The 12739-nt window shown below is 31.4% G+C and carries 10 protein-coding genes and 1 pseudogene; 8 read left to right on the top strand and 3 right to left on the bottom strand.

Annotation, left to right across the window (positions count from 1 at the left end; translation table 11 throughout):
* Window positions 1-28 precede the first annotated feature (28 nt).
* Together DN389_RS00695 and DN389_RS00700 are read right to left on the bottom strand one after the other, a co-directional pair.
* Window positions 29-1186 (bottom strand): sensor histidine kinase, encoded by a 1158-nt coding sequence (locus DN389_RS00695; RefSeq protein WP_060488935.1) that lies wholly within the window; start codon window positions 1184-1186, stop codon window positions 29-31.
* Complete coding sequence (locus DN389_RS00700) at window positions 1176-1871, bottom strand: response regulator transcription factor (RefSeq protein WP_001038798.1); 696 nt, start codon at window positions 1869-1871, stop codon at window positions 1176-1178. The genes DN389_RS00695 and DN389_RS00700 overlap by 11 nt, the downstream gene beginning before the upstream one ends.
* A gap of 239 nt (window positions 1872-2110) precedes the next feature.
* On the opposite strand from DN389_RS00700, the gene DN389_RS00705 reads away from it, so the two are divergent.
* From DN389_RS00705 to DN389_RS00730, 6 genes and pseudogenes are all read left to right on the top strand, one after another.
* Window positions 2111-2785, top strand: a complete 675-nt coding sequence (locus DN389_RS00705) for a DUF3885 domain-containing protein (RefSeq protein ID WP_060488936.1) — start codon at window positions 2111-2113, stop codon at window positions 2783-2785.
* On the top strand, window positions 2785-3522 hold the full coding sequence (locus tag DN389_RS00710; protein WP_116300187.1) for a phosphorylase family protein: 738 nt from the start codon (window positions 2785-2787) through the stop codon (window positions 3520-3522). The genes DN389_RS00705 and DN389_RS00710 overlap by 1 nt, the downstream gene beginning before the upstream one ends.
* Before the next feature lie 15 nt (window positions 3523-3537).
* On the top strand, window positions 3538-4173 hold the full coding sequence (locus tag DN389_RS00715; RefSeq protein WP_098802107.1) for an SDR family oxidoreductase: 636 nt from the start codon (window positions 3538-3540) through the stop codon (window positions 4171-4173).
* A gap of 89 nt (window positions 4174-4262) precedes the next feature.
* A complete protein-coding gene (locus DN389_RS00720; protein ID WP_060488942.1) occupies window positions 4263-5111 on the top strand; it encodes a GNAT family N-acetyltransferase in 849 nt (282 codons plus the stop codon).
* A gap of 108 nt (window positions 5112-5219) precedes the next feature.
* Window positions 5220-5594 carry a hypothetical protein gene (locus DN389_RS00725; protein WP_001059012.1) on the top strand — a complete coding sequence of 125 codons (375 nt, stop codon included), beginning with the start codon at window positions 5220-5222 and terminating at the stop codon, window positions 5592-5594.
* 137 nt (window positions 5595-5731) lie between these two features.
* Window positions 5732-8046, top strand: a pseudogene (locus DN389_RS00730) (M4 family metallopeptidase); the annotation flags it as partial.
* A gap of 298 nt (window positions 8047-8344) precedes the next feature.
* Here the strand turns inward: DN389_RS00730 and DN389_RS00735 are convergent.
* A complete protein-coding gene (locus tag DN389_RS00735) occupies window positions 8345-9571 on the bottom strand; it encodes an AraC family transcriptional regulator (protein ID WP_098128496.1) in 1227 nt (408 codons plus the stop codon).
* Window positions 9572-10144: 573 nt separating this feature from the next.
* Between DN389_RS00735 and DN389_RS00740 the strand changes: the two genes are divergently transcribed.
* Window positions 10145-11806, top strand: coding sequence for a SpaA isopeptide-forming pilin-related protein (locus DN389_RS00740; RefSeq protein ID WP_149236727.1), 1662 nt, complete (start codon window positions 10145-10147; stop codon window positions 11804-11806).
* 92 nt (window positions 11807-11898) lie between these two features.
* Window positions 11899-12702: a class C sortase gene (locus DN389_RS00745; protein WP_088122173.1), complete on the top strand. Its 804-nt coding sequence runs from the start codon at window positions 11899-11901 to the stop codon at window positions 12700-12702.
* The last annotated feature ends 37 nt before the right edge of the window (window positions 12703-12739 follow it).

The raw sequence follows: 12739 nt of genomic DNA on the forward strand, positions 1-12739 counted from the left end.
AAGAAATTGGACCTAAAATTAAGTTGTATTAACATTTATATGGTTGTAGTTTTACAGTGAAAGTTGTTTTTTTATCATCACTATATACTTCAATTGTTCCTTTATGCAATTCCACAATACTTTTTGCAATTGCCAATCCGAGTCCAGATCCACCAGTGTTCGTAGAGCGAGATTTTTCAACGCGATAAAAACGTTCAAAAATATGAGGTAAATCCGTACTAGGAATAGGTTGGCCGTAATTTGTTATATCTATAGTAATCATATTATTGCTTTCATAGGCAGCAAGGTCGATATATCCACCGTCGTTTCCATAAGCGATAGCATTTATAATAAGATTTTCAAACACTCGTACTAATTTGTCTCCATCAGCTAATACCATGAGTTTTTGAGATGGGAAAGAAGGTCGACATTCTATATTAGCTTCTTGAACTTGTATGCGGAATTGAACAGTTAATTGCCCAAGTAGCTCTACAATATCAATGGGAACAGAATATAAACTTAACTCTTTATTTTGAACACGTGTATATTCAAACAAATCATTCATTAATGCGTTAAGACGGGTTACTTTATCGTAAATGACTTGTATATAATGGCGTAATTCCACTTCATCTCTATAATTATCATGGTGGATTAAATTTACGTATCCAACTATAGAGGTAAGAGGAGTACGTAAATCATGCGATACATTTGTAATAAGTTCACTTTTTGCTTGTTCAGCCTGTCTTTCTTCATCAATCGAAACTTTCAATTGTTCAACAATGTGATTAACCCCGCTTGCTAACTCTTCCAGATAATTATGGTTTACGATAGAGACTTTATGATTGAAGTTTCCATTTGCAATATAACGAATTTCTTCTATCATTTTTTTAATACAAGTTTCATAATAAATCTTTCTTTCATGACGATAAAAAATGTATAGGTAGGATGAGAAAATAGAAAATAAAAACAAATAAGATACAATCATCATCCATAGAGATTCCTTTATTCCTTTATATTTTTCATATCCAAAAATTCTAATGAATTCTTTTCCGAGCTCGCTTAACGTAAGTGAACTTTCAATTACACTTGTAACAAGGCGATATATAATTAATTCAGTAATAGGAGTAAGTGTGATGGCTAACATAAACCAAAAAATTAACTTCCATTTTGGGATATCTTTTAATATATCAAATGCTTCATTTCTCAATTTTATAGCCTACTCCCCAAACAGTATGAATAAACTTCTCTCCATTCATTCCTGTTTCAAGTTTATCTCGTAAATTACTAATGTGAACCATTACAGTTTTATTTGAACCATAACCATCTTCGTTCCATACGCGTTCAAAAATTTCTTCGGAACTAAATACTCTTCCGGTATTACTCGCAAGTAAATATAAAATATCAAATTCAATAGATGTAAGTTTAATATATTCTCCATTTACTTTAACAGTATGATTATGTTTGTGTATTTCAGCAGAACGAATACGAATAATACCATCTTCATTTTTGGAGGAAGTGGCATTTTGGAAAGATGATCTTCGTAACAAAGCTTTCACTCTAGCTACTAATTCTAATGGATTGAATGGCTTAATCATATAATCATCTGCACCTGTCATAAGACCTAATATTTTATCCATATCTTCTGCTTTTGCACTCAGCATAAGAATAGGTACAGTATTATTCTCACGAACTTCCTGGCAAACTTCTAATCCATTTCGCTTTGGCATCATAATATCCAAAATCATAAGATCAACTTCATATGTAGAAATCATTTGCAATGCCTCATCGCCATCGTATGCTTTATAAATGTTATAGCCTTCATTTCGCAAATAAACAGCAAGTAACTCAACAATATCTTTATCATCATCAATAATTAATATGTTTTTATTCATTATGTAGTTCCTTTCCTAACAAATCATTAACATTACTATAATATCAAACATTTATGTATTTTGTAGCAATGATTCGCCATAAAATTTCATGTAACGTATAAAAAAGGGATTAAAACATTCATAACGAATACAAATAAAAAGGATATTTAAATACAACGTTATATTGAAAGTTATACACCCGTGGCTAGAAGAAGCATATTGGCAGTTAAATGAAATTGTAGAGTAGAAAGGAATTAAGAATGCAATTAAAAGAATATATGAATGAAACATTCCCTGGGGTTACATTAGTACCACATATATCCTTTCAGTGGGAAAATTATTTGTATTTTGATTTTGGAAAAGGTAAACATCAAAATCTAGAAGACACCGATGATTTAAATATGGAATATTTCTCTCAACTTTATACATATAATAAACACTTATTTGAAGATATATTTTCAAAAGAAGATGAAGTCTTTTTAGTAACAAATGTTTATCGATTTAAAAAGGAAAATGTGAAAAATTCGCAGAAAATAAATGTATATAATAAATTTATTAAAAAGAGGGATTTAAAGTTCCAAATAAAACAAAAAATAGTACCTTTTCTATTTGAAGATGAAGAAGCTGATTTATATTGTACATATCAATTTTCACTAAAATGTTTTGCTTGCGATATAAAGTATATACCGCTTATTCAAGCTGCGAATCATGAAGATTTTCCGGGTCTTTATCCTCGTTTTGGACGCAAAAAAGAAATTTCTTATCCAGATGTATTTCTTATAAATGCAACGAAAGATATTATCATGTTTATATACGATGATAGAGGATGTGAAGTAATTGCGAAGAATAAAGAAACAATACGAAATTTATATGAGAAATATAAAGGGTGGATTCCAGATTATGAACGAGAAAGTATAGATAAAGTATTTACATGATAACAATAGGGGAAGTGAAGCGTGTAATGAAACGTATTGCAATCGTATCCGCATGGGAACCAGAACTTACGTATTTGCATCAATATTATCCAAGTGAACGTATTGAAAAACGAGCAGCTTGGGAATTTCATTTTCACTATATTAATAATATGGAAATTATCTCCGTAATAACTGGAGTTGGGAAAGTAAGTTGTGCTAGTTGTGTGCAATTATTAATTAGTGAGTTTCAGCCAGATGAGTTGTTTATGACAGGAATATGCGGAAGTCTATCAAATAAGGTGAAAAATGGACATATTGTAGTAGCCCTTAATGCAATACAACACGATGTTACTGCTGCTGGTTCAGGGGAAGATATTTTTAATTTATATAATGGTAGGACAGCACCTATTGAAACAACAAAGTCACTTGTAAGAAGAATAAAAAAGATACGATCTTATGATCCGATTCATTATGGTACATTTTTATCTGGAGATCAACGTATCCGTAGTTCAGAAATGAGATATTTACTCCATACTGTATATGGAGCATTAGCGGTTGATCAAGAAGTGGCAGCCTTTGCTTATGTGTGTCAAATCAATAACAAACCTTTTCTCAGTTTAAAAGCTGCATCAGATCAAGCAAATGATAAAACGAAAGAGGAACAAAAAATCTTTAAAATGTTAGCGTGTGAACGAGCGTGCGAGCATTTAATTGCTTTTTTACGTGTACATGAGATTAATGTAGTAAAGAATAGATAGTAAGAGGGGTTAATATTGGAAAGTACAAATAAAATAGCTATTCTGGGTGCAAACGGAAAAGCCGGGAAATTCCTTGTAAACGAAGCGTTAGAAAAGGGATATCAAGTAAAAATATTAACAAGAAATTCTAATAATATCAAAATAACAAATGGAAATTTAGAGATTATTAATGGAGATGCACGTGATTTTGCTTCAATACGGGAATTACTTAAAGGGTGTCGAGCTGTAATTAATGCGGTAGGTCAACCAAAAAATGAATCTTATATTTTTAGCACAGTAACGAAGCATATTTTAGAAGCAATGAAAGAATCTGAAATAAAAAGATATATACTAATTTCTGGAGGTTCTTTAGATGTTACAGGAGATCAAAAGGGAATTGTAAATAAAATAGGAGCTACTTTGTTTAAAGTATTTTTATCAAAGATGATGCAAGATAAATATAAAGAATTGCAAACTATTCAAGGTAGTAATATAGATTGGACAATTGTTAGATTACCATTTGTTATGGAAGGGAAGAGCATTGGAGATATAAAAGAGAGTTTAGTAGATATGCCAGGAATCAAAATTCAAAATAGTGATATTGCACCATTTGTTATAAAACAAATTAACAGTGAGAGATATGTAGGGAAGTGCCCGTTTATTTCAAATTAAATGTTAAAGAATGATGGGTAGAGTGGAGCTAGTACATTTTACGTATTTGAATGCTAAGTTTAACACGAGTAAGTGGGGGAGAATTTTATATGATTCAATACAAAAGATGCAGTGAAGTACATATAGATTTAGTGTATGAAGCTTTTAAAGATGGCTTTTCAGATTACATTATTAAAATGGAAGTTTCAAAAGAAGATTTTATAAAAAGGTTTTTGGGACCAGAAGGGAATTCACTAAAACATTCCTTTCTTGCTTTAGACGGTAACCAATCTGTTGGTGTAATACTTGGCGGGATAAAGGATTATGAAAACATAAAAACAATGCGTTGTGGAACATTAGCGATTCATCCTAATTACCGCGGTATTGGTGTGAGTCAAAAATTATTTGAACTGCATAAAGAAGAGGCGCTTCAAAATGAGTGTAAGCAACTTTTTCTTGAAGTCATTGTAGGCAATGACCGAGCGATTCATTTTTATACGAAATTAGGATATGAAAAAGTGTACGATCTATCTTATTATAATTTAAAAGATATGACTAAAATAATAACTAAAGAATGTAAGGGAATTGAAGTAAAACAATTAGAATTTCCAGCTTTCAAAGTTGCAATTCAGAAATGGTTACACTTCCATATAAATTGGCAAAATGATATGGATTATATCGAAAAAACCAATAATACATTTTACGGCGCATATGTCGATAATGATTTAAAGGGTTCTATATGTTTGAATGAACAAGGTAAAATTAGTTTTATTTTCGTAGACAAAGACTATAGAAATCGTAGTATTGGATCAAAATTATTACAAATAGCAAAAGATGAGTTAAATTTAACAAGTTTATCAATTGGGTTTCCAAACAACAATTTACTGGAAGGTTTTTTAAAGAAAACTGGATTTGAAAAGAATTCATTAGCACAATATGAAATGTATGTTTTGTTATAAAAAGCGAAAGGAGTCATTCTTTCGCTTTTTATTTTTGTGCCATATTGATATTTTACTTTGTATAATATTCTTTTTTTATGTAGAATAGATAGGATGGGAGGGGATGAAATGAATAATGGATTAAAGTTTAAGATTTTTGAATTGCATTGTTTCGTCCAAAAGACTTATTCTGATATTAAAATAGCATGTGATATTGCTATTTATCAAGAAAACACTTCTAAATATTTAATTTCATTAGGGTTTTTAAATAAATCATATATGACTTATATAGAAGCAAAAAGATTTTATCGTGAAAATGAAGAACTTATAAGTGTAGAATTTGATAATTTCTTTGATACATATGATAAATTAGAACAAGAATTAAAAAAAGTTATTTCAACTGAAGATAAGAATCCTTCATTGCTACATAACAGGCTTGATCAGTTTCAGCAAAAAGTTGAAAATATAAATGACCTAATAAAAGTATTGCAAAACGCTCGTTAAAGAATACTTTTTCTTTTTCATATAGAAAGTATGCATTAAAAACAAATTAGGGATATGACATATTGAAGAGGTGACTTTTGTTGATGACAGAAGTCATCTTTTTATAATACGGTTTTGCACAATGTGATGTACTTTTTGAAATTCAAGAGGATTCGTTCCGTACAGGTGAACTTACACAACCATCACAAAAGACGCCAGAGAATGTAGTGAAAGATGCACTTAAGGAAAAGACCGGGCATGCTTTGTCACCAAAACAAGTTAGTGGAGACAAAGGGGTAGATTACACGGTTGTTCAAAAACGTAGTTCTTATGATGGGACTACACTTGTGCGTATGCAACAAATATATGAAGGTAAAGAAGTATATGGACACCAATTGACTGCTCATGTAGATAAAAAGGGTATTATTAAAAGTATTTCAGGAGAAAGTGCACAAAATTTAACACAAGAAGATTTAAAGAATGCTAGTAATTTATCAAAAGAAGAAGCAAAACAATATATTTATACGAAGTACGGGAACGATATTAAATTTATTTCTGAGCCAGAAGTTAAGGAAGTTATTTTTGTTAATTAGAATCATGGGAAGGCTAGCAATGCATATCAAGTTACATTTGCCGCTGCAACACCAAACTATGTATCTGGAACTTATTTAGTGAATGCTCATAATGGTGATATGTTGAAAAATATGGTGCAAGAGTCAATCTTAAAAGTAAGTGAAGAGCAAGTGGAATCTTTAAAGAAAACTAAAAAAAGCAATTCCATATCATTAACCGGAACTGGTAAAGATGATTTAGGGATAACTCGCACATTTGGTATTTCTGAACAAAGTAATGGGAAATATGCGCTTGCAGATTACACAAGAGGGCAAGGAATTGAGACATATGATGTGAATTATAGAGATATTAGTTTTGAAGAAAAATATTATCCTGGTATATTAGCAACTAGCACTTCAACAACATTTAATGATCCAAAGGCGGTAAGTGCTCATTTTTTAGCAACAAAGGTATATGATTTTTATAAAGACAAATATAAGCGAAATAGTTTTGATAATAAGGGGAAAAAAGTAGTATCAGTTGTACATGCATGGGATTCTGGAGAAACCGATGATCCTAAAAGTTGGAATAATGCATGTAGTGCTAATGTTAACAATGTTAGTATGCTTATATATGGTGATTCAATGGTTAGAGCATTTGACATAGCGGGCCATGAATTTACTCATTCGGTTACATCTAGCGAATCTAATCTTGAATTTTTCGGAGAATCTGGGGCAATTAACGAGGCGTTATCTGACATTATGGGAACGGCTATTGAGAAATATATAAATAATGGGGAATTTAACTGGACAATAGGAGAACAATTGGGATCAGTGCTCCGTAATATGAAAAATCCATCTTCAGTCAATTTTTTTGATGGGGTACCGTATCCAGATGATTATAGTAAATACAGTGATTTAAACGGAGAAGATAATGAGGGCGTTCATTTCAACTCAAGTATTATTAATAAAGTCGCGTATTTAATTGCACAAGGTGGCACTCATAACGGTGTAACTGTAAATGGTATTGGTGAAGATAAAATGTTTGATATTTTCTATTATGCAAATACTGATGAATTGAACATGACTTCTAATTTCTCTGAATTAAGATTAGCGTGTCTTAAAGTTGCAACAAATAAATATGGGGCGAACTCAATTGAGGTTGAAGCGGTCCAAAAAGCTTTTGATGCAGCAAAAATTAAAGGGACAGTGAAAGAAAACGAAAAAACTGCAGAAAACCAAGTCCTGAATTAACTGTACCGCTTACAATTACACTACGTGTTGGTGATACGTTTGACCCGATGAGTAATGTAAAAGCTGTTGATAAAGAAGATGGTGATTTAACAAATAAAGTAAAAAATAAAGGCGATGTAGATACTTCTAAACCAGGTACATACATTGTGGACTACTCGGTCGTTGACTCTCAAGGGGGGAATGCAACGGCTACACAGACGGTAATTGTAGAGGGAAATGGAGAAATATTAGATTTAAAGCCTACATTAACAGTGCCAACTGCAACGACAATTCATGTAGGAGATTCATTCGATCCATTGGAAAAAGTATTAGCTATCGATAAAGAAGACGGTGATCTTACTTCTAAAGTAAAACTTAATGGTGAAATAAATACCTCTAAAGCAGGTACTTACGTATTAACGTACACAGTAACAGATTCTGTAGGTAATCAGGTACATGCAATACAAAAAGTATTAGTGAAGGATAAAGACACTAGCAAAGCTAAAGGTATTACTAATAACAGTAATAACGGTAATATCCCGAACAGCATTAATTCTGATAAAAAAGAATCTACATATAAAGAGCTTTCCAACACCGGTGCCAGTACAACTAACAGTGCAACAATGGGCATATGGATGGTTATTGCAGGTACAGTACTCACTTTGGCTCGCAAATTTAGAAAGATATAAAAATAATAGTAGGGATTATTTCTCACACAATAATTATTAGATGAATTTTTTACTTAATAAGATTTTAGTATTTAAGTAGTGTATTTTGCTTCTATAAAAATTCGTGCTTGGACGCTATTTTGCCTACAGACCTACATTACATATAAAGCACGTTACTATTCTCATTCAAATAAAAGAATAGTAACGTGTTTTTTTGCTTTAAAAATAGCCTGAATTCAAAAGGTCATGGGTGTGAAAGTAATTCTAATCTGCCATTGATAAGTTACTAGAAACACTTTGTTTTAATGAAAGTTTAACTCTATATGACAACATGAGATTTTCGATATTTACCAGGTGTTTCGTTAGTGAATTTTTTAAAAATTTTAGTAAAATAGCTTTGATCACTAAAGTTGAGTGAAGCACATATGTCTGATAAGGGATAGGTTGTGAAAGTTAATAATTTTTTTGCTTCTTCAATTCGTTCACGTTGAATGTATTCAATTAATGTAATACCGACTTCTTTTTTGAATAATATAGATAAATAATCCGAATTTACGTTAGCAAATTTAGCAAGTTGTTTAACAGATATTTGATTGTAAATATTTTCAAAAATATAGTTTTTGCAAATAGCGATAGTCTTTGAGTGTTTCTGTACTTTTTGTGCTTTTACACGGTCTGCAAAAGTATAGAAAACATTCCTTAATAAATCCCAAACAGATTCTGCGTCTTTTAAATCCTCTGTCTTTTGGATGTATAGATCATAAATCTTGTAAGCAATCCCGGAAGGAAGTCCTCCTTTTATCGCATATCTAGTAGCAAGTGTGATGGATGAAATACAAATGTTTTTATGACGTCTTAATTGATGGAATGAAGATAAGGATGAAAGAGTCTCTTGTTGGAATTCATAATAATATTTGAGTACGCTTTCTTTATCCCCGTTTTCTATAGCTCCAAGTAGTTGGTTCTCTATATACAAATTATGACAGATAGATTTGTTTTTTTGCATTGAAATATATACATCCTCGTTTAAGATACTGCTATGACTTACATGAAATGAGTCACTGTTATTTGAAAAGGTACTTACATCTGAATTTTTTTTATAGAGAATGTTATAGAACAATATTGCTATATTTACAAAGAAATTTTGATCTTTGACTGACAATGAAAAATAATGGTCTCTTGTTCTTTTATAATTCGAAATAAAATTAAGGTTACTATCCGTTTTACTTGTAGAAAAATTTACATGTGTCAAGGGCCCAATAATAACAGTACCGTTCACCATATAATGGCTCTTTATGTGAATTAAAATGAAGTGCCCTAAATATTGGTGAGTTCTGAAGATAGGCGAATTATATGAATCATTTTTTTGAAAAAGCACATGTAACTGTTCTATTTTTGATTTATAAAACGAATGTGAATCATCTTTTGATGTAAATTCTAAAAGAATATTTTTGTTACAATCTAAAAAACAAACTGGAATTTCAAAATATCGGAAAAACATATTACAAATGTACTCTATCTCAACTAGACTGAGCTTTTTAGTCATATTATTCCTCCTTACAGTTGTGCGTATTAGTTGAATGTTTATATATTCCTTTCTTTCATATGTAGAAACGGAAAAACTTTATCTATAAAAATTATAAACTTCTAAGAATAATACCATAATTTAACATGAATAGCACATATTATTTGAATATACAGGTAATAGTTTTAGGGAGTAACGTAAAATATGAATTGTCACACTTATTCGTTGTTCATTGCTTATATGTATCAAAAATGATTAAGATTGGATTTTAAATAGGGATAGGAAGGGAGAGATTAATGAATTAAATTTAAGTTAAGTAATTAATGAAAATTAGCGATAGAAGTAAACGTGTAACGATTTTTGAAGTAGAGATATAAGTGTAATTCAGAGGAAAACTACATATATCATACGGAGCAACAACGTAATAATAGAAAATAAGTAGAGTGAATAAGTGTTTGTAAACAATGGATTGTTGGACGACTATGTTTTAGGTTACTCGTTTAAATCTGGTACTTGGCACACTATTGCTTTTAAGAGGGTAATAGTAATAAAGGGATTTTTAAAATGATAGAAGTTGTAAAGGGGATAAGAGAAATGAAAAAAATATTTAGTGTGCTTTTAGTATTTTTCTTAACATTTTCTACATGGTCTAGTGTATTAGTAAAGGCAGCTTCACCATCCAAAGGTACTTTAACGATTCATAAATATGAACAAGAAAAAGATGGCGCACTGGGGCTAGAAGGTGATGGCTCTGCAAATCAAGAGGTACCAACAAATGCGAAACCGTTAAAAGGTGTAACGTTTGAAGTGAAAAGGGTTGCGTCGTTTGAAAAAATTTCAAACGATGGGAAAATCGTGAAAGAAGATGTGAAGCCTGTAATAGGAGCAACTCCAACTCAAGTAGTAACAGATGATAACGGACAAGCTGTATTAAAAGAACTGCCGCTAGGACGTTATGAAGTGAAAGAAGTGGCAGGACCTCCGCATGTTAACCTAAATCCAAATACGTATACAGTGGATATTCCTTTAACGAATAAAGAGGGTAAGGTGCTAAACTATGATGTTCATATGTATCCGAAAAATGAGATTAAACGTGGTGCAGTTGATTTAATAAAGACTGGTGCAAATGAAAAAGCATTAGCAGGTGCAGTATTCTCTTTATTTAAAAAAGATGGTACAGAAGTGAAAAAAGAGTTAGCAACAGATGGTAATGGGCATATTCGCGTGCAAGGATTAGAGTATGGGGAATACTATTTCCAAGAGACAAAAGCGCCGAAAGGGTATGTACTAGATCCGACTAAACACGAGTTTTTTATAAAGACCTCCGGAACTATAAACGAAGATGGGACAATTACTTCTGGTACAGTAGTTAAAGTAGAAGTGCAAAACTATGAAGAACCAAATATTGATAAAAAGATTAACGGGAATTTGGAAGCGCTGCCAATTAATCCGTTAACTAATTACAATTATGATATTAAAACATTAATTCCAGAAGACATTAAAGAATACAAAAAATATGTAGTAACAGATACTTTAGACAATCGTTTAATGATTCAAGGAAAACCAGTCGTGAAAATTGATGGAGCGGAAGTAAATGCAAGCATTGTAGAGGTAGCTGTAGAAGGCCAAAAAGTAACAGCTACAGTAAAAGATTTCACAAAGTTAGATGGTAAAAAAGAATTTCATTTACAAATTAAATCACAAGTAAAAGAAGGCGTACTATCTGGTTCGGAAATTTTAAATATAGCAAAAATTGATTTTATAAATAAAAATGATGTAATTGGAGAAAAGGAATCTAAACCTGTAGTTGTTGTTCCGACAACTGGAATAATTGAGTTAACAAAAATTGATGGTGCTAATAAAAAGAAATTAAAAGGTGCAGAGTTTGTACTTAAAGATAAAAATGGGAGAATAGTTGTTGTGGCAGGTAAAGAAGTCACAGGTGTATCAGATGAAAATGGTGTTATTAAATGGACTAACATTCCGTATGGAGACTATCAAATTTTTGAAACGAAAGCACCAACTTATACAAAACAAGATGGTACAACAGCTTCATATCAATTATTAAAGGACCCTATTGATGTAAAGATTAGCGAAAATAATCAAACGGTTAAATTATCGATTGAAAATAATAAAAGTGGATGGATTCTTCCTGTAACGGGTGGTATCGGAACGACTCTATTTACTGTACTAGGCCTTGCGTTAATGGCTACAGCGGCATTTGTTTTCTTTAGAAAAAAGTTTGCTAATAATTAAGGTTTTAGGAACATGTAATCATGTGATGTGAAAAGGGGAGAAGTAAAATGCTTCCCTCTTTTCGATATTTTAGTATATACAGAGGTGGAAATATGAAACGAAATCTTGTTTTAGGAGGTATTTTTTTATTTGGTTTAGGTATTTTTTTATATCCTACTATTAGTAATTGGTTGGCGACTCGTGCACATTATTCTGAGGTTAGCTCTTACGATAAGAAGATCAAAGCACTACAAAAGCAAGAAATCGAGCGAAGAGAAAAAGAAGCAGCCGAATATAATAAACAAGTTCAAACTTCCATGAAAACATTTGCAGATCCATTTTCTGAAGAAAAAAGTAATCATCAAGCGTATGCCGATGCGTTAAATTTAGGTGATGTAATGGGTTATATTGAAATATCGAAAATTAATATAAAACTACCAATCTATCAAGGGACCTCTGAGGAAGTATTGAGTCGTGGGGTAGGTCATTTAGATTATTCTTCGCTCCCGGTAGGTGGAGAAAATACGCACACTATTTTAACAGGGCATCGTGGTTTACCATCAGCAAAATTATTTACAGATTTAGATAAGTTGAGTGAAGGAGACCGTTTTTATATTCACTCTTTAGACAAAGTTCTTGCTTATAAAGTAGATCAAATTAAAGTAGTTTTACCACACGAAACGGACGATTTAAAAATTGTGGAAAATAAAGATTATATAACATTAATTACATGTACGCCTTATGGAGTAAACACAAATAGATTACTGGTTCGAGGTGAGCGTGTGGAGTTTAACGAGAAAGAAAAACAAAAAATGCGTAAAGAGATATTTATGTTTAATAAGTGGACCGTAGTAGTCTTAATCCTATTATTATGTGTGTTACTAGTCGCAATTTATAAGAAAAAATTAACTCGATAGAATGAATTTATTTATCCTGTATTAATGGGCAGTGGGA

The sequence above is a fragment of the Bacillus sp. AY3-1 genome, from assembly GCF_008368785.1.
GTDB classification, from domain to species: domain Bacteria; phylum Bacillota; class Bacilli; order Bacillales; family Bacillaceae_G; genus Bacillus_A; species Bacillus_A wiedmannii.